Below are 19,299 nucleotides of genomic sequence, written 5' to 3'. Positions count from 1 at the left end.
ATCAATCCAAAGAAATTTCTTCCCCTATATTTAAGTTAAATCTTTTTCGCATCAGATATACGAAAAAATAGAGCAAAGGGGTGTCGAGAATGGCAATCATTACCTTGAAAATAAAACCACTGATCAGCAGTCCATAAAACTTGTCCCACGGCAACACGCCAAAAAGGCATAACAGCCCAACCACCGTGAACGTGTCTATAAATTGGGAGGAAAATGTAGAGAAGTTGTTCCGCAGCCAAAGCATGCGACCATTGGTAAGCCTCTTCCAGAAGTGATAAATGGTAATATCGATATACTGTGCGCCCAGATAAGCCAGCATGGAAGCCAAAACGCCCAATGGCGATAGCCCAAAGACCGTGGTAAAGGTGATATCATCGACCGGGGATGATGGAATGGCCAAGGAATAGTTGGCCACCAAAATAATGGCCATAGAGAAGAACGAGGCAAAAATACCTGCGGTCACCACTTGATTGGCCTTTTTTTGGCCGTATATCTCGGAGATTAAATCGGTGATCAAAAAGGTAATGGGATACGGCAAAATACCCACCGAAAGTTCAAAAAGCGGAGCTCCAAATACCTCCACATCCCCAAAAGGGCTCCACGAGAAAAACTTTTGAAAAATAAGGTTGGACACCACCAGTGAGGTAATGAACAGCGCCCCGAGATACAGATATATGGAAAATGCTAACTTCTTGTCCTTTTGCGTCATATGTGGTTGAAAAGCCCTTAAGCCTTGGTTGGAAAATCTACTTTATGTTTAAACTGAAGGGCATCTTGGCCTGAATGCCTTCTTGTTTGGTAAATTGTTTGAACTCCTTTAAAACTTGGTAGGCCTCGGTTCCAATTTCTTCCTGTATGATGGATTCCCCGATTTTGGTCTTTGCCGAACCAAAATCTTCCATGAACAGCTCAAAATCGGATTTGTATTTAGGATACTTGCGCAGCCCGTAGGATTCCAGACCAGCCATTTCTGCCGCGGCTTTGACCGCATCGTCCAAACTTCCCAATTCATCCACCAAGCCAAGCGCCTTGGCATCCGTTCCGCTCCAAACCCTGCCCTGTGCCACTTGGTCCACCTGCTCCACCGTCATATTGCGGCCTTTGGACACACGGTCCAAAAAGGTTTGATAGGTCTCTTCGATACTCTCTTCAAGGACCTGCCTAAAGGTATCCGTCATGGGCTCAAAAAAGGAATAATCCACTGAATTTTTGTTGGTACCTACCTGCTCGGCATTGATACCAATGTTTTCCGCCAATTGGTTGACGTTCGGAATAGTTCCAAAAACCCCTATAGATCCGGTAATGGTCGTAGGCTCTGCAAAAATTTTGTCCCCTCCTACGCCAATATAATATCCTCCAGAGGCCGCAATGGTTCCAAATGAGACCACCACAGGCTTCTTTCGTTTGGCCAATTGCATTTCTCTCCAAATGATATCGGAAACGAGAGCACTTCCACCGGGAGAGTCCACACGGAGCACAATCGCCTTTACACTCTCATTGTCCACTGCTTTGTGGAGGGCATCCACGATAAGTCCTTGCCCAACATAATCCTTTCCGCCTTCGCCTCCCAAAATCTCTCCCTGGGCATAAATAATGGCAATTTTATCGGAACCTGTACGGATTTTCTGTTTGTTGGCCTTTTGTATGTAATCCCTCAACCCAACATATTCCACGTCCTCATCTTTGGAAAGTCCGATTTTCTCCCTCATCAGGTCTTCGTATTCATCAAAGTACAGTGCGCCGTCCACGAGACCGGAAGCGACGGCATATTCAGGGGTACGCCCTCCAAGAGTATCGGCTATTTGGTTGAGGTCTTGGGGCGAGAGGTTTCTGGATTCTGAAATATCGTCGACCATCACGTTCCAAATGGAAGAAATGAGCTCTTTTATCTGGGCACGGTTTTCCTCACTCATGGTGTCGGACAAAAAGGGCTCTACCGCACTTTTGTACTTTCCATGGCGTATGACCTCCATTTTGATTCCCGATTTTTCCTGTAATTCCTTATAAAAAAGCACTTCGGTGGCCAATCCCTTAAAATCCATCGCACCCACCGGATTAATGTACACCTCATCTGCCGCGCTGGCCAAGTAATAGTCGCGCTGCGCATACACATCGGCATGTGCCACCACGAACTTTCCGGAAGATTTAAAATCGATTAGGGCGTTGCGTATTTCACGGGCTTGGGCCATTCCTGCCTGTAGAAATCCAGTGGTGATGCTTATGCCCTCAATATGGTCATCGCTTTTGGCCACTTCTATGGCATGTAGGATTTCATCCAATCCCAGCTCCGCTGTCCAAAGTTCGGCAAAGGGATCGTTCGCATCCTTTCCCGTGTAATCCAAAATCGGTGTTATAAAACTGATCTCCAACACCGAGTTGCGTTTGACCACAACACCATCATCCGCACTGCCCACCAAGGCCATAAAAATAAAGAACATGCCCACAATGATCATAAAGGCCATTAAGCTCCCCAAAATTGAGGCAAGTAGGTTTCTTAAAAACTTCATGCAATAAAAATTTAATACGTATCAAAGATAACCAATGTAGGAATGTTTTGTTTACTTTGTTTCTTCGATTATGGGCAGAAAGCAAAAGGTATATCTTTCATTGGGAAGCAATTTGGGAAATCGGCATGCGAACCTCCAAAAGGCCATTTTTCGCATTCGGCAAAAGGCAGGATCGATCTTGGATATTTCCTCCGTTTATGAAAACCCGGCGGTCGGATTCGATGGGGACCCTTTCCTGAACATTGTCATTTCCGTTTTGACTCCCTTGCCCCCCAAGGAATTACTGGATACCATTTTACAGATTGAACGGGATTTCGGTCGAATCCGAAATGAAGGCGGTGGGTACCGCTCCCGCACACTGGATATTGACATTATTTATTACGGGTCGAAGGTCATCAACCATGATGATCTGGTGGTTCCCCACCCCCACATGCAGCACCGGAACTTTGTTCTAAAACCTTTGGCCGATATTGCTCCGCAGTTTTACCACCCCGTGCTGTCCAAGGATACGCGGAACCTATTGCAAGAATGTAGTGATCGAAGCCAATTCACCAAAACAAAGCACAAACTGTTCAAGGATAGGTCGGGGCTGTTTTCACAACTACAGCTCATCGCCATAGAAGGCAATATTGGTGCCGGAAAAACCACCTTGTCCAAGATGATCTCGGATGACTTCAACGCCAAATTGGTGTTGGAACGCTTTGCGGACAACCCTTTTTTGCCCAAATTCTACGAGGACCAAGCGCGCTATGCCTTTCCTTTGGAAATGTCCTTTTTGGCGGATAGGTATCAACAGTTTATGGATGACACCTCCCAGTTCGACCTTTTCAAGAATTTTATGGTAAGCGACTACGATATTTTCAAATCGCTGATTTTCGCCAAGGTCACCCTACAAAAAGAGGAGTTTAACCTATACCGAAAGGTTTTTAGTTTTATGTACAAGGAGGTGAAAAAGCCTGAAATTTATCTCTATCTCTACCAAAATACCGAACGGTTGTTGGCCAATATCAAGAAAAGGGGGCGCGATTATGAACAAAACATTGCCCCTGAATATTTGGAAAAGATCAATCGTGGGTATTTGGATTTTATCAAAAGTAACCCCACACAGAACAGTATTATTCTGGATGTGGGCGAACTCGACTTTGTTAGCCATCCCGAGGATTACGAATTCATCATACAAAAACTGGAAGATCACATCCTTTCCTCAAACTTTTAAGAGAATTTTTAGAAAATGTTTGGATATAACGAATGGTTTTATTTTATTAGCACCCTCAAATTGAGAAACTAACTAACTCAGACTTTACATAGGGCCCTGTTTTGCAGGGCCTTTTTTATTTTTTGGCATTTTGTTTGGACCATAAATCCCATACCACTACCCCCGCGCTCACGGAAATATTCAGGGAATGTTTGGTCCCGAACTGGGGAATTTCCAAAACGGTATCGCTAGCGTTGACCACTTCCTGTGAAACCCCCTTCACCTCATTTCCAAAAATCAAAGCAATGGTTTTCATTGCGCCAACCTCAAAATCGTTCAACATAACAGCATTCTCCGCCTGCTCCACTGCAACAGTTTGTACTCCTTGTTGTTTAAGTTCCTGCACCACCTCCACAGTGTCCTTTCGGTATTCCCAATCCACGCTTTCGGTGGCGCCCAAGGCCGTTTTGCGAATATCTTTGTGCGGTGGGGTGGCCGTAATCCCGCAGAGATAGATCTTTTGGACCAAAAAGGCATCGGCCGTTCGGAATACGGAGCCAATATTGTTCAAACTTCGGATATTGTCCAAAATGATGATGATGGGTGATTTTTTTGCTTCCTTGAAACCATCCACATCCAACCGATCTAACTCACTATTTTCCAGTTTTCGACTCATTTTTTAAACATTGGGGTCAAAATATCAACAAAAATTTTTGATGGCTGATGAAAACTATATATTCGTTTGCAGCAGACACATGGCTTGGTCCTATTTGATTTCATCTTCAGTGAAGTCGAAAGATTGACAAAAAACATCTCGACTGCGCTCGATGTGACAATGAATTCCGTAACGATAAATTCCCAAGCAGGGCAAAAATAACAGAATTAAATCGCTTTGGCAGCCAAGAAAAAGAATACAAAGGTTACCCCGTTAATGCAGCAGTACAATGCCATCAAGGTAAAACACCCGGATGCGCTGTTGCTGTTCCGTGTGGGCGACTTTTATGAAACCTTTGGGGAGGACGCGGTAAAGGCCGCCAAAATTTTGGGCATTATCCTTACCCACAGGAACAATGGCGGGGACAAGACCGAATTGGCCGGGTTTCCGCACCACTCCCTGAACACCTATTTGCCCAAATTGGTGAAAGCGGGACAGCGCGTGGCCATCTGCGATCAATTGGAAGACCCTAAACAGACCAAAAGCATTGTAAAGCGTGGCGTCACCGAATTGGTGACTCCCGGAGTTGCCTTGAACGATGACATCCTCACCGCCAAGAACAACAACTTCTTGTGTGCCGTCCATTTTGGGCGGAATAAACTGGGTGTTTCCTTTTTGGACATTTCCACTGGGGAATATCTGTGTTCCCAAGGATCGGCGGAACAGGTGGACAAACTGCTCCAAAACTTTTCGCCGAACGAAATTTTGGTCTCCAAAAACCATAAAAAGGATTTTGTGGAATGTTTTGGAAATCATTTCCACAGTTTCTTTTTGGAAGATTGGATTTTTCAGGAAGATTATGCCCAAGAGCGCTTGAACCAACATTTTGGTACCAAAACCCTAAAGGGTTTTGGCATCGACCACCTCAACCAAGGCATAATTGCTTCGGGGGCTGTGCTGCACTATCTTTCCGAAACCCAGCATAGCCAACTCAAGCACATCAACAACATACAGCGCATTGCCGAGGAGGAATATGTGTGGATGGACCGCTTTACCATCCGTAACCTGGAACTTTACCATTCTGCGCACCAGAACGCGGTGACCTTGCTGGACATTATAGACAAGACGCTGTCCCCCATGGGCGGACGCCTGTTAAAAAGATGGTTGGCCCTTCCGTTGAAAAATGTGGAAAAGATCCGGCAACGCCATGAAGTGGTCGCCCATTTAAAAAGCGAGGAGTCCCAATTGAACAGGATTCAGGGCCACGTTAAACAGATGGGCGATCTGGAGCGTTTGATCTCCAAATTGGCCACGGGAAAAATCAACCCCAAGGAAGTGGTCCAACTCAAAAACTCATTGGAAGCGGTGGTGCCCATCAAACAATTGGCCCTCAACAGCTCCAACGCCTCCCTACAACATATTGGGGAGCGTTTGGACGATTGCGAAGCCCTTCGGTCCAAAATAAAAGAGGTACTCAACGAGGAGGCCCCGGTGAACATTGCCAAAGGCAACACCATCGCCGAGGGTTATTCGGAAGAACTGGACGAATTGAGGGGACTGGCTTTTTCCAGCAAGGATTATCTGGATAAAATGTTGGAACGGGAAACCAAGGAAACCGGTATCACTTCCCTAAAAATCGCTTCCAATAACGTTTTTGGCTATTATATTGAAGTTCGGAATACCCACAAGGACAAGGTTCCCGAAGGTTGGATTCGCAAACAAACTTTGGTGAATGCAGAACGCTACATCACCGAGGAACTCAAGGAATACGAGTCCAAAATCTTGGGTGCCGAGGAACGCATTTACCATTTGGAACAGCAGCTTTTTGAACAGTTGCTGGTCTGGATGCAGGAATATATTTCGCCAGTACAGCAGAACGCATACCTGATCGCCCAATTGGATTGTCTTTGTGGCTTTGCCCAGTTGGCCAAGGAGAACCACTATATAGAACCGATGGTGAACGATTCGACCACCATTGACATTAAGGAAGGAAGGCACCCCGTAATCGAAAAGCAATTGCCCATTGGTGATGCCTATGTAACCAACGATGTACTGCTCAACCGCGAAGAGCAACAAATCATCATGATTACCGGGCCTAACATGAGCGGTAAATCTGCCTTGTTACGGCAAACCGCATTAATCGTGCTCTTGGCCCAGATGGGCAGTTTTGTGCCCGCTACGGAGGCACACCTTGGTGTGGTGGACAAAATTTTTACGCGGGTTGGGGCCAGTGACAATATTTCAATGGGCGAATCGACCTTTATGGTAGAGATGAACGAGACCGCTTCCATCTTGAATAACCTCTCGGAACGCAGTTTGGTGCTTTTGGACGAAATTGGTCGTGGCACCAGTACCTATGATGGCATTTCCATCGCTTGGGCCATTTCGGAGTATTTGCACGAGCACCCCGCGAAGGCAAAAACGCTATTCGCTACGCATTACCACGAGCTCAATGAAATGACCAATACTTTTACCCGCATCAAAAACTATAATGTTTCCGTAAAAGAGTTGGAAGACAATGTGCTCTTTCTCCGAAAATTGGTGCCCGGGGGCAGCGAACACAGTTTTGGAATCCATGTAGCGAAAATGGCGGGAATGCCGCAACAGGTGATTCAAAAGGCGAACAAAATCCTTAAAAAACTGGAGAAATCGCACTCCAGCGAGGAGATGACGGATAAACTGCAGGCCCCCCAAAACGAGATGCAGTTGAGTTTCTTCAATTTGGACGACCCCTTGCTGGAAGAGATCAAGGAAGAAATTTTGCACTTGGACATTGATACACTGACACCTGTGGAGGCATTGATGAAGCTGAACGAGATCAAGCGATTGTTGGGGAAAAAGAAAAAGGCATCTTCCTAAAAAAATTCTTTTATTTTAATAGAAATATTATAAATTTGCATCCGCGCTTGGGAAAAGTGAAGCGTTCTTTAAAAATGCGAAAATAGCTCAGTTGGTAGAGCATCACCTTGCCAAGGTGGAGGTCGCGGGTTCGAATCCCGTTTTTCGCTCGACTTCGACTCCGCTCAGTCACCACGGGTGGAGTTTTTTTTTACATACAAGTCCCGCTCGAGTGGTGGAATTGGTAGACACGCCGGACTTAAAATCCTGTGGGCATTTTGCCCGTGCGGGTTCAAGTCCCGCCTCGAGTACAGAAATCCCTTTTAACTTGTTGGTTATTAGGGATTTTTTATAATTAAATCAAAGCTGATTATCAAGTTTTATATCTTCTCTAAGGCTTAGATTCATACAATGAATTTGTACAACGCTTTATGGAAAAAATCATTAACATAAGAGGGACAATCCTATATTGTAAACTTTTACGCTCTTTTTTTGTTGATTAAACTTAAAAAACCGTAATTGAACATTGAAAATTAATCCAACAACAATGCAAAAGTATCTAATTGTCCCCACCTTATTTTTCCTTTTTTTAAGCTGTTCTTCTAATGAAGAAGGTACTGGTGAAACGCCTCCTGAACAGGACACAAAGAATCCAGAAATTACAATAAATGGAATTGATGAAGACGATACAGTTGAAATTATCACTTCCGTAAATGTATCCATCAGTGATGAAGACAATAAAATAACAACAACTATTTTATTGGACAACCAAGAAATTGCCAATTCTGAAGACAAACAAATCACCTTAGACCTTGACCCTTTTGATTTTTCAAATGGAACCAAAACATTGATTATTGAATCAACAGATAGCAGTGGTAATATGAGCACCGTTACTCGATCTTTCGAATTAAAAAAGTTGCTTTTCATTAATAGTGACTTCCAAATACCACCAATATTCAACAACCCAGAACTGGAAACTTATATTTCAATCAATACCATGGATGGTCAACTGCTTGATTATAAAAGAATCGATCTTGATGAAGAAACACGATTCTATGCTCCAGACATGGTGGAAAGACAGAACATTATTGCCACCTTATATTTGCTTTACCCCAATTCCCTAAACCGAACAGGCGGTCTTATTTCTTTTGGAAACCTATTACCAGGAACAAAAACAATAACTCAAAACGAAGTAGCCCTACGGCGGCTGGAGTATCCAATAACCAGTTCCTTTCAGTTGACCATGACAGACGCACTTGAAACAACCAACTTTAAAATGAGGGGACGGGAATATAGGCTTGAAACCGTTGGGGCAACATCAACGGGTAATTTTTCTGCAACTTTAGGCTACGATCCAAACCTGAATGGGTCGATGTTTATGTATTCAAATCCTAAAGACGCCGATGACATACAAGATTATCGATTTTTGTTTCTGAATGATTTTATAGATAGTACAATATCCTTTCTTGATTTTAAGTCACCAACCAATTCTGCAACCCTAGAATTTCCACCGGAAATAACTGACTATAGCCTGACTTTTCATGGGTATAGAAATCAAGAAGATTACGACTTGGGAAAATTTTCGGAAATCTTGTGGAAGACAAATCCAACATCCCCGACTGTTGAGGTTCCCTTGGTTGAAGAATTTGAGATCTATGAACAATTCTACGATGCCAAGATAAGCGAAAACCAAAGGTTTATAACAAATGTAAAAGGTCTTGGAGAGATTGAGATTCCAGATTGGAGCGCACAAGTGGAAGGAAGTACAGTACTCACGAGTGGTAATTATGATCAACTTTTGATCTCAACGACTTTTAGAGGTGTTCTTTTGGAAAATACAGTTAACAGGATAACTTGGACCTACAGTGAAAAAAACAATGCTCAAGTAATAATGCCTTTTGAAAACCTTGAAGTACCACAAGAAATCAAAACCATACTTGATGATTTTGGAATTGACCCAAACAACCCCGAACAAATAGAACTCTTAAGCCTTGTTTTAGAGGGCTTTGAGAAAGACTATAGATTTGAAGATGGTATCTTTGTGGGGCTCGGGAATTCAAATTATTATGGCGACGAACAATCTATCTCTTATGTAATTAAGGACGGTACAATTAATTAAAAACTTATGTTGAAATTGGTCTCAATGTTCACAACAAATTAGTTTTTTCTTAGCCTTTGATTCAAATTCCATATAAGGTAATTACCAATCTTTTAAATATGGCACTGAAACTAGTTTTGTTCCCATAACCAAGAACCGATGCTTTAAAAAAAGTAAAACCCTGAAATCTTTTGATTTTCAGGGTTTTTTGTTCTACATTTTCTGCTTACTAATACTCCAACCCATAATAATCGGCAACTTCATAAAAATCCGAAATATCCACCCCGGCCTTTTTTAGTTCCTCTTTTACAGTCATACCTTTTGAAGATAACCCTTCTTCGCCCTCGACCACCACAAACCTGAGGTTCACTGTGGTATCAAAAGTGGAGAACAAAACCGCTTCACCCAAGGCAATCCTCGAAATATTCAAGATATTAGTAGAGTTGTTATAAGGCATGGTCAACCAAGTGTCCACCGGCACCGTTACATTTTTAAAATAGCCGAAAACCACCCCATGATCCAAAATATCCTGAGTAATCCCTGGAACCGAAAAACTTTGGTACCCTTGTATGATCTCTTGATCTTCAAATAGGTAACTTCTCACATTCGCATTCCCATCTTCACCGGGTTCGCCCTGTATTCCTTGCTCTCCTTGTGGCCCCATGGCCCCATCTTCCCCGTCGCTACAGGCATAAATGGCAAATGCGGCAATACACACATATACTAATCTTGAAATTTTCATATTGTTGAGGTTTATGGTTTACTTCTTAGGTTCCGGTTGTACCTACCGTTACCTGTCTGAATTACAACGGTTTCAAGGACAATTTATTACCTTATTGTAAATCAAATGGTTACAATAACAACAATCCAAATCATTACGTTTCAAAAACCGAATCGTACCTTTAGGTACAAAGAGGTTCCTTTTGTCCAAAACACACACATACGCCAACCGATTTCGACTCAAAGATTTCCCTTACCTACTTTGGGATACCTATACTGCGTGGAGCAAGGCCCGCCCCTGGCGTTTGAGCGCAGTGGTGGCCTATTATGCGGTGCTTTCGTTGCCTGCGCTATTGGTCATCATCATCAACATTGTGGGTGCCATTTGGGGCGTGGACATCGTACAGGGCCGATTGACGGATGAGTTTTCCGTTGCGCTGGGCCCCAACGCCGCCCAAACCATTGAAGAAATTGTACAGGACACCCAAAACAAGGACAAGAATCTAATTTCTACCCTTATCGGTATCGCCACCCTCCTTTTTGGTGCCACCGGGGTCTTTTATCAATTGAAAATTTCGCTGAACGAAATATGGCGCATCAGGTCATCCAAAGGATTCGACTTTTGGAAACTGGTCACCGAACGGGCCAAAAGCTTTGCCTTTATCCTCGTCATCGGTTTTTTATTGTTGATCAGTTTTATCGTCACCGCTGCCATTGCCGCCCTCAACGACTATCTAAAAAGCTTGATCAGCGAAGCGGCCATTTATTTGGCATACACTATCGATATTTTTTCGTCCATCGCCATTATTACGGTCATGTTTGCCCTGATGTTCAAATTCCTGCCCGATGCCAAGATCAAATGGCGGGCCGTTTGGTTCGGCGCCTTTATCACCGCCGTGCTATTTGTTATCGGGAAGTTTTTACTGGGGCTCTACTTTGGCGAAGCCCAACCCGGCTCTACCTATGGAGCCGCTGGCACCATAGTTTTGGTGTTGTTATGGGTTTCCTATTCCTGCCTTATTCTCTTTTTTGGGGCACAGTTTACCTATACCTACGCCAAAAAGTACCATATCTATTTTGAGCCCTACAACGAGTTGGACCCTTGAACCGACGCTATGGGTTCCGTTTTCCTTCCACCACGATTCCTTTCCAACCCATCAGGGCATCATAGCTGCCCAAATCATTGGGGACAAATTCAAAAGATTCGGCTGCCTTTGGGTCCTCAAAGAAAACGGTCGGGCTTTCCGCCTGTAATCTACCTACTTCTTCTCCTTCTTGAAATAATACCAGCTTTCCATTAGCGACCCTCACCTCCAATACCAACCCATCAAAATCGGCAAAGGTGTAGAAACCCGCATAAGGTTCCAGTACTTCCGGTTCCACTGCTATGGCTTTTCGGTTGATTTCCTTTGGAAAGGCAACAGGCTGCGATTTGAGCATCTTAGACATGTCATCGATGGCATCAAAAAAAGGCATTTCGTCATAATTGGCCAGCAAAACAAAATCAAAATGGTTCTTCAGATCGGTGTATACCTGTGCCCGAATGCCTTTGGAACCGCCATCTTTGGCAATAACACCTTCGTTATTGGTTAAGAAAGAAGCTATAGGCTCCTGTTTGATATGATCCAGAAAGATTTTTAAATCTTCGGCCGTCGAAAAGATGCGTGCCGTCCGAAATTCATCCTTTTGGATATTGTCCACAGTAACCAATTCCCCGTCCTTGAGCACATGGTTCTGTGCCATTTGATGGATGTTATGTTCCTTGACAAAAAAGTGTGCTCCACTGGAATCCATCCCCAACGGATTGAAGATTTCGTCCACCAAACATTGCGCAAAGGGCTTGCCATACGTTTGGGAAATAATATGGCATATCAATTCGTACCCCACATTGGAATACTGCGCATCGGTACCCGGCTCAAACAATAAGGTTTGCTGTTTTGCCAGTTCAACAATATCCTCGGGCTCCAACTGGTATTCTTGCCCCTCGAATCCTACCAGTTCCCTGGGGAGGCCAGAGGTATGCTCCAACAACATGTTCAGGGTAATCCTATCTCCTTTTGGAAAGTCCGGTATAAACTGATTCAAGGTCTGGTTTTTGGAGAGCTTGCCCTCCAATTCCAATTGCGCCAGCAGGTAATGGGCCATGAGCTTGGAAATGGAATGGATATCGAACTGGTAATCCGAGGCAACATAGGAAGTACTGTTGGGTGACGTCTTTAAATTGTAGGCTTTATTCAGCAAAAGCGTATCGTTTTTGTACACCAACAGCACACCGTTGAATTGTTGCAGCTCCGTCAGCTTCATGAAATAGGTATCTACCGAATCACGGACTTGCTCCATTTGGGTAGAAAGTACCACTTCGCCATTCTCAGCGTGATTGCCACAGGCAGCCATCACCATCATTCCCAAAAGCATCAAAATATATCTCATCATCACTTTTCTTTTAGGCAAAGAACCAAAAAACCAGCTTTCAAAAATTGTAAAAATGGAAACCTATTGATGGCGCAACAAAAACTCGGGCAAATTATTGAAAAACTCTAGAGGAGGCACTCCGCACACCTTCTTAAAGTCGTTGATAAAGTGGGGCTGATCAAAATAACCATAATCGTAACTCAGTTCGGTCAATGAAACCTCAGCATGCTTGGCCCTATACTTTACCAAATCCAAGATACGGACCGTGATAATGAACTTTTTAAGGCTGTACATCACCTCTTTTTTAAAGATTTTGCCCAAATATTGCCTAGACCGTTGAAACTGATCGCTCAATTCGTTCACGGTGACCATTCCCCTTTTTTCATAAATGGTTTCACAGATGGCACGCACCAATGCCATGGACGGGGTAAGCTGCTCCAACGTATTTCGCATAAAAGCTTCGGCCATCACAAAACGTTCTTCTTGCTTAGCGCTAAATATATCGTAGTGAAACGGTATCAAACCACTGTGCAGTTGCGAAACGTCGACAATCCCAACTTGTTCCACATTGGAAAAGAAATATGCATTCGCCCATGGTTGCACCTTGATGGTAAAAAAGGTTAGGGAGTTGGCTGCTTCAATGCGGTAAGGCGGATGGAGCTGATTGATGGTAAAAATGTTACTTCCAATCGGTTGGGCCTGTTGGTCCGGACCATAATAAAAATAACCGTCGGCCTCTTTAAAGAACACAAAGTCATAACAGCAATCATCGATGATCGGAATCAGACCCGACCTTTCAGCCATATGGATGTAGTAGCACTCCCTAAAAAGGGCATCCAAAGGGGGTTGGGGATGAAAGTTAGAGATAACCATCTAGCTTTGAATATTATTCACTTCAATTCACATCATTGAATCAATTTCAAAGAGTGATTTTACCTAGACCTTAAATCAACAAAGGCTCGAACATGATGTTCGAGCCTTTGCTTTTCACCTAAAAATCTAGGTCAACAAATTGCCGTCCTCATCCCATTCCGCGATGATGCCGCGCTTGCTTTGGTCCACACACTTGGCCAACCATTCCTCATCATATGATACCCCATGCTGGTCCAAAACATCCTGGGGAACACCGTCCCACACATTGGGCTGATTACCTCTGTATCCGATTTCCTCTATCCCAATTTTGCTCGTATAAAAGCCTGTCATGGTCAAGTTGCGCACCAAGGAGAAGAAGTTTACCTCAAAAGGCCGCTCATTACTGGGAATTTCAGGGTCGTAGTAAGCGATTCCATCTAAAATCTCCTTTTGCTGTGCTTCCGAAGCACTTTTGAACTCCGTTCCATATTCGGTGTTGCTCTTATGGTCCAACCACATAATCCCGCCCCTCAAGTCGGGCTGCAGGGTCTCCTCGTCCTTGCTCATAAACTCGATAAAGCTCACCACATCCGCATCCGATGCACCTTTAAACTCATCCGAGGGTGGCAGTATCAAATCACAAAGGATCGTGAGCGTTTCCATCTCGTGCGGATTCAAAAATTGCTCGTCCTGCAATTCATGGATCAATTCGGTCTCCTGCGGCACCCTTCCCGGGTAGGTAATCTTCGGTGCCTCTACCAATTCTGTGCCCTCCGTGGAAGGTTTGCATCCGTGAAGTGCCAATCCTCCGGCAACAGAACCCAATACAATCGATTTTAAACTCTTTCTTCTGTCCATTCCGTTAGATATTTTGTTGTTTGAGTTGTTCCACAATGTACTCCGAGGCACGCATCGAAAGTGCCAGTATCGTCCAGGTACAGTTCTTGTCTGCCTGCGACACAAAAGGTCCTGCATCTACGATAAAGACGTTGTCCACATCGTGCAGCTGTTGGTATTTGTTCGTCACCGAAGTTTTGGGATCGTCCCCCATCCTGGTCGTTCCCACCTCGTGGATGATGTTCCCCGGGTTGTGCAGGCCATAGTTGGTATCCTTTCCGGGCTTCTTGCCCAGAGGTTCGCCTCCCATATTGATTAAGATTTCCTCAAAGGTGTCCTGCATGTGTTTGGCTTGGTTGATCTCGTACTGACTCCATTTGTAATGAAAGCGAAGCACCGGGATACCAAACTCGTCCACTGTGGTAGGGTCGATTTCGCAGTAATTCTCTTTACGGGCAATGGATTCACCACGACCTGCCATCCCCACAACGGCCCCGTAGTACTTTTTGGCATCACTTCGCAGCACATCGCCGTAACCGCCCACTTTGGTCCCGAAGAACTTATTGAACTCGTTTACATTAAAGCCAAAACCATAACTGGGCATGCCCATACCGCCCCATACCTCGATATGGTAGCCTCTTGGGAAGTCCAGTTTGGAATTATCGCCCCACCATGGAGAGTACACGTGCATACCACCTACCCCATCTTCGTTGTAGGACACTTTGCGGTTCATCAGGTCTGGAATAAAGGCTGCCCTATCCGCTCCCGTAGAGTCGTGCAGGTACTTGCCCACGATATCGCTGCTATTGCCCAGTCCGTTGGGGTGCTGCTTGCTCTTGGAGTTCAAAAGGATACGGGCCGAACTACAGGCCGACGCTCCCAATACAACCACTTTTCCTTTGAGTTTATATTCTTTTCTATCTTCTTTGTTGATGTAGGACACACCCGTGGCCTTGCCCTCTTCGTTGGTGGTCACTTCCCGCACCATGCAGTTTACAAATAAATCAATTTGACCACCATTTTTCTGGGCCGGGAAGATGAGACAAGTTCCCGCAGAAAAGTCGGCATATACTTGGCAAGCACGGTTACACTGTCCGCAGTAGAAGCATACCCCGCGTTCGTTATTGATTTTCTTGGTGAGCATGGACATTCGAGAGGGGTACACCGGGATATTGCTCTTTCTGGCCCCTTTGATGTAGAACAGCTCGTGCAACCTTGGTTTTGGGGGTGGCAAAAAGAAGCCATCCGGGTCGTTGGGAAGCCCTTCGTTGGTGCCGAATACCCCAATCAACTTATCTACTTTATCGTAATACGGCTTTACGTCCTCATAGCTGATGGGCCAATTGTCTCCATGCCCGTCTACATCCTTGTGTTTGAAATCCTGGGGACCAAAGCGCAGGGAGATCCTTCCCCAGTGGTTGGTCCTGCCCCCGAGCATACGCGAACGGAACCATTCAAATTTAGTTCCATCCTTTTGCGTGTAAGGCTCGCCCTCAATGTCCCAGCCACCGTAGGCGGCATCAAAATCGCCAAAGGGACGGAAACGGGTGCTTTTTCCCCGACGAGGACTTTCGTAAGGCCACTTCAATTGGGTTTGATGTTCGGGCATGGCAGGATCATAAAACGGACCTGCCTCAACGACAGCTACTTTCAGACCGGCCTCGGAGAGTACCTTGGCCGACATTCCTCCACCAGCACCCGACCCCACAATAATGGCATCGTAGACCGTTGAATTCTCAATTATCTGCATTGGTTTTTGTTTGGTTTAGTTAATTTTCTGTAAATCAAATGATTGCCCAAAAAGGAAATGAGACCATCTGATTCAGGTTTCTTCTAGTTCGTTTTAAAGATACTTTTTCTCTACATAAAACAGCAGGCTTTTTTCGAATTTTCCGGTCGGTTCCCTTTGTGGCAATTGATTAAACAACAGAACACTTTCGTAAAAAAAACATATCTTCCAGCTTTGAAAAATTAACCAACAAACTGCATGAAGGCATTGCTAAAAGCACTTGGACCTGGTCTACTGTTCGCCAGTATGGCCATAGGTACTTCCCACTTGGTATTGTCTACAAAAGCCGGCGCACAATACGGATGGGTCATGATCATTCCCATCATCCTCGCTAATTTGCTCAAATACCCTTTTTTTGAGTTTGGCATTCGGTATACCACGGTTACGGAAAAAAGTTTGATCGAGGGCTATGCCAATCTGGGCAAAACCTATTTATGGATTTATGCCTTTGTCACCTTGATTTCCACCTTTACCATTTTGGCAGCACTTTATGTAGTTACTGCTGGGCTATTCATGAACCTATTCGATGTAACCTCAGTGGGTGCTGGGGCCATTTCGTTGGGACTGTTCGTTTTTATCAGTTTGATTTTGATCATTGGGAAATACCGTTTTCTGGAAAATTCCCTCAAAGCGGTCATTACTATTCTCTTTATTGCCTTGCTGGTCACCACCATCCTAGTTTTGCAAAAGGGCCCGGTACCGAATAGCGAATCCTATCAACGGCCAGAAATATTCAACGAAGTGGGTATTCTCTTTTTGATAGGGCTTGTGGGATGGATGCCCACAGCCGTGGAAGCTTCGGGCTGGGTAAGCTTATGGGGCATGGAGAACCTAAAAACGATGAAACGAAAGCCATCGCTCAAACTTGCCCTTCAAGAATTTAACGTAGGTTATATCCTGACCGCTGTTTTGGCCGTGTTTTTTATGATCATTGGTTGGATGACCCTATATGGTACGGGTACGGAATTGAGCAATAACTCCGTGGTGTTTGCCGATCAGTTGGTGAATCTGTTTACCACCCACATTGGGAATTGGGCCTACTTCTTTATTGCCGTTGCTGCCTTTGCGACCATGTTCAGCACCTGTATGACGGCGCATGATGCCATTTCCAGAGTTAGCTTGGACGTGCTCCAAAAATTATATCCCCAAAAAAATATCTATAATGCCAAACACGCGTTTGCCCTGATGGTCCTTGTGATGGCGTGGATCAACTGGATCGTTATTAGCCTGTTCAGTGCCAATATGGGCCAATTGGTAGCCTTGGCCACTTTTGTATCCTTCGTATTTGCGCCATTGCTCGGTTGGATGAACCTAAAAACCGTGACCGGAAAAGATATGCCTGTTGCACACAAACCCAAATTGGGACTGCGCGTACTTACCTATTGCGGTATGATTTTCCTATCCCTTTTTGCGCTGTACTATTGCTGGATGCTTTTGATGTAAGCTTGCCTAATCGAACAACACATTATCGTTAAGGACCACGATAAGGGAACGTTGGTTCTTTTTGTGCAGGGATTCCAAACAGAACACACCATTGGTGCAATTGTTCAAAATGTTATCCTCTCCGTAGCCTATCGAATAGAGAATAGTCGATGCGGGAACTCCCTGTTCCACCAGATATTTTTTGATGTTATCCGAGCGTGCCTGGGTCAGTCTAAAATTGGTACTGCTTCCGCCACGACTATCCGTATAGGTTTCAATCCGGAGCTGGGCCTCTGGAAAGGCTTCCACAAATTCCACCACTTTATTAAGCTCGCTTTTGATTTCATCCGTCAACTGTGTGGAGCTGGTGTTAAAGTAGAAATTGTCCAGTTTTACCACTTTTTGGCCTTCCCGTTCTTCCACCAAATCATTATAAAAAGCAAGGGGAACATCAAAATTATTATTGGCCAAAGCATCAAGCTCCTCTTCCCCGAATTTTTTGATAAAACGTGAATAGCGTTCCCTTGATGCATCAACAACCAGCTCGCTTTCATAAGGAATTTCCAACCGATATTGCCCTTCTGCATCCGAGGTGGTTGCCGCCAACATTTCCCCGTTCATATCCCAAAGACTGACCGATGCGTTGGGAACCACTTGACCTTCTTTGCTGGAACTTACCACGGTACCTTTAAACGTTATGGTCTTCAATCCCGGCTTCTCGTCCACCTTAAAGCCATAAATATCATCCTTTCCTTTCCCTCCCGGACGATTGGATGCAAAATAGCCCAAGAGCCCTTCCCCTTCGTTCCGAATGATCATGCCAAAGTCATCAAACTCCGAATTGATGGGCTCTCCCAAATTGATGGGGATACCAAAACCTTCGCCCTCGATATTGGATTTGTAGATGTCCATCCCCCCTAGTCCGTAAAAAACATCGGAGGCAAAATAAAAGCTGTTCTCAAAAATATAGGGTGCAATCTCGTTGCCGGAAGAGTTGATGCGCGGTCCCAAATTGATGGGTGCCGACATCACCTGTCCATTGTTCGTATACACAAAATAAATATCGGTACCTCCGTAACCATCTTCAAAATCCGCCGAAAAGAAGAGTCGGCCACTGGCATCATCATAAAATGGATAGTAAAACGAAGTGCTCAGGTCCTTCAGCAGCAATTGGTAGGAACCTCCTATGTTCTGCTTGGCGATGGCCAAGGCATTTTTCCCGTTGGCATCAAAAGCCAGTTCGCCATCTTGGGTGTTGGACAGCACGTAGAAGACACTGTTCAGCTCCGCTGAGAAGGACGGTGTGGCCTCGTGATAGTCGGTTTCTTTCAGCGCCTGAAAAGATTGAACCCCAGTGATTTGACCCGTTGGCTGTATCTCGGATTCATAAATATTGAAATATCCCTCGTTGCCGGGTTCGTAGCGCAACTTTTTGTTGACCTGTCTACCGCTGGAAAACAACAGTTTGTTCGAAAAGAAACTTGGCGCAAAGTCAGTCTGGGGGCTATTACCGTCCAGATTGAAGATTTCGTAGTCCAATTGGTCTTCGTTGGAACCATTTTGCAGCAGTTGATTGTTGAACTCCATGTTCTCCATCAGCTCTTTGGGGAAAGACGAGGAAATCTGGCTTAAAAAATCCTTGGTTCCATCGGCTTCGGGAGTTTTGGAAAGGCTTTGCAGCATTTTGTTGTAATGATGGGCATCCATCACCGAGTCCTTTTCATAAATGGACTGGTAGGCGTTTGCAGCCTTCCTATAATTGTTCGTTTCAAAATAGGCATCGGCAAGATTGAGAAACTGCTGTTCGGTCAACGTTCCTTCGGATAACTGCTTTTCGTAGGCCGCTACTGCCTTTTGGTACTCGTACTGAAAAAAGAAAACATCGCCCTGGGACTTCTTTTTTTGACCGAAGCTGAAAAGCATGCCCAGTACAAAGGCCCAAAGTGTCAGTCGTATGTTTTTTGCCGCGTTCAT

Annotated in this window: 14 protein-coding genes and 2 tRNA genes; 7 read left to right on the top strand and 9 right to left on the bottom strand. The window is 44.7% G+C overall.

Annotated features, from left to right (window positions below):
- Position 1 precedes the first annotated feature (1 nt).
- A complete protein-coding gene (locus RBB12_RS09415) occupies positions 2-709 on the bottom strand; it encodes a queuosine precursor transporter (RefSeq protein WP_306013659.1) in 708 nt (235 codons plus the stop codon).
- Between the two features lie 37 nt (positions 710-746).
- On the bottom strand, positions 747-2,507 hold the full coding sequence (sppA, locus tag RBB12_RS09410) for a signal peptide peptidase SppA (RefSeq protein WP_306013660.1): 1,761 nt from the start codon (positions 2,505-2,507) through the stop codon (positions 747-749).
- 70 nt (positions 2,508-2,577) lie between these two features.
- Here sppA and folK point away from each other — a divergent pair, with 70 nt between their 5' ends.
- On the top strand, positions 2,578-3,723 hold the full coding sequence (gene folK / locus RBB12_RS09405; RefSeq protein WP_306013661.1) for a 2-amino-4-hydroxy-6-hydroxymethyldihydropteridine diphosphokinase: 1,146 nt from the start codon (positions 2,578-2,580) through the stop codon (positions 3,721-3,723).
- Between the two features lie 115 nt (positions 3,724-3,838).
- Here the strand turns inward: folK and RBB12_RS09400 are convergent, their stop codons facing one another.
- Positions 3,839-4,378 carry an RNA methyltransferase gene (locus RBB12_RS09400; protein ID WP_306013662.1) on the bottom strand — a complete coding sequence of 180 codons (540 nt, stop codon included), beginning with the start codon at positions 4,376-4,378 and terminating at the stop codon, positions 3,839-3,841.
- Between the two features lie 255 nt (positions 4,379-4,633).
- Here RBB12_RS09400 and mutS point away from each other — a divergent pair, with 255 nt between their 5' ends.
- The 4 genes from mutS (at position 4,634) to RBB12_RS09380 (ending at position 9,314) form a co-directional block, all read left to right on the top strand.
- Positions 4,634-7,216 carry a DNA mismatch repair protein MutS gene (mutS, locus tag RBB12_RS09395; protein ID WP_306013813.1) on the top strand — a complete coding sequence of 861 codons (2,583 nt, stop codon included), beginning with the start codon at positions 4,634-4,636 and terminating at the stop codon, positions 7,214-7,216.
- Between the two features lie 76 nt (positions 7,217-7,292).
- Positions 7,293-7,365 (top strand) — tRNA-Gly (locus RBB12_RS09390).
- A 56-nt stretch (positions 7,366-7,421) separates the two neighbouring features.
- Positions 7,422-7,506, top strand: a tRNA-Leu gene (locus RBB12_RS09385).
- Between the two features lie 236 nt (positions 7,507-7,742).
- Complete coding sequence (locus tag RBB12_RS09380) at positions 7,743-9,314, top strand: hypothetical protein (protein WP_306013663.1); 1,572 nt, start codon at positions 7,743-7,745, stop codon at positions 9,312-9,314.
- A gap of 208 nt (positions 9,315-9,522) precedes the next feature.
- Here RBB12_RS09380 and RBB12_RS09375 read toward each other — a convergent pair whose 3' ends face one another.
- Positions 9,523-10,035 carry a collagen-like protein gene (locus RBB12_RS09375; RefSeq protein WP_306013664.1) on the bottom strand — a complete coding sequence of 171 codons (513 nt, stop codon included), beginning with the start codon at positions 10,033-10,035 and terminating at the stop codon, positions 9,523-9,525.
- 181 nt (positions 10,036-10,216) lie between these two features.
- Here RBB12_RS09375 and RBB12_RS09370 point away from each other — a divergent pair, with 181 nt between their 5' ends.
- Entirely contained in the window at positions 10,217-11,119 is a 903-nt protein-coding gene (locus RBB12_RS09370; RefSeq protein WP_293284310.1) for a YihY/virulence factor BrkB family protein, read from the top strand.
- Between the two features lie 7 nt (positions 11,120-11,126).
- Here RBB12_RS09370 and RBB12_RS09365 read toward each other — a convergent pair whose 3' ends face one another.
- The 4 genes from RBB12_RS09365 to RBB12_RS09350 all read right to left on the bottom strand — a co-directional run bounded on the left by RBB12_RS09365 (position 11,127) and on the right by RBB12_RS09350 (position 15,864).
- Complete coding sequence (locus RBB12_RS09365) at positions 11,127-12,446, bottom strand: serine hydrolase (RefSeq protein ID WP_306013665.1); 1,320 nt, start codon at positions 12,444-12,446, stop codon at positions 11,127-11,129.
- Between the two features lie 60 nt (positions 12,447-12,506).
- Positions 12,507-13,298 (bottom strand): AraC family transcriptional regulator, encoded by a 792-nt coding sequence (locus RBB12_RS09360; RefSeq protein ID WP_306013666.1) that lies wholly within the window; start codon positions 13,296-13,298, stop codon positions 12,507-12,509.
- A 126-nt stretch (positions 13,299-13,424) separates the two neighbouring features.
- Complete coding sequence (locus tag RBB12_RS09355) at positions 13,425-14,135, bottom strand: gluconate 2-dehydrogenase subunit 3 family protein (RefSeq protein ID WP_306013667.1); 711 nt, start codon at positions 14,133-14,135, stop codon at positions 13,425-13,427.
- 4 nt (positions 14,136-14,139) lie between these two features.
- On the bottom strand, positions 14,140-15,864 hold the full coding sequence (locus tag RBB12_RS09350; protein WP_293290142.1) for a GMC oxidoreductase: 1,725 nt from the start codon (positions 15,862-15,864) through the stop codon (positions 14,140-14,142).
- A 237-nt stretch (positions 15,865-16,101) separates the two neighbouring features.
- Here RBB12_RS09350 and RBB12_RS09345 point away from each other — a divergent pair, with 237 nt between their 5' ends.
- Positions 16,102-17,346, top strand: a complete 1,245-nt coding sequence (locus RBB12_RS09345; RefSeq protein ID WP_306013668.1) for an NRAMP family divalent metal transporter — start codon at positions 16,102-16,104, stop codon at positions 17,344-17,346.
- A gap of 6 nt (positions 17,347-17,352) precedes the next feature.
- Here the strand turns inward: RBB12_RS09345 and RBB12_RS09340 are convergent, their stop codons facing one another.
- Complete coding sequence (locus tag RBB12_RS09340) at positions 17,353-19,299, bottom strand: OmpA family protein (protein ID WP_306013669.1); 1,947 nt, start codon at positions 19,297-19,299, stop codon at positions 17,353-17,355.

It is taken from the genome of Allomuricauda sp. MMSF_3307, assembly GCF_030733585.1.
In the GTDB taxonomy this organism is placed as follows: domain Bacteria; phylum Bacteroidota; class Bacteroidia; order Flavobacteriales; family Flavobacteriaceae; genus Flagellimonas.
Note: the sequence above shows the minus strand (reverse complement) of the source record. Positions and strands in the feature narration are given on the sequence as shown.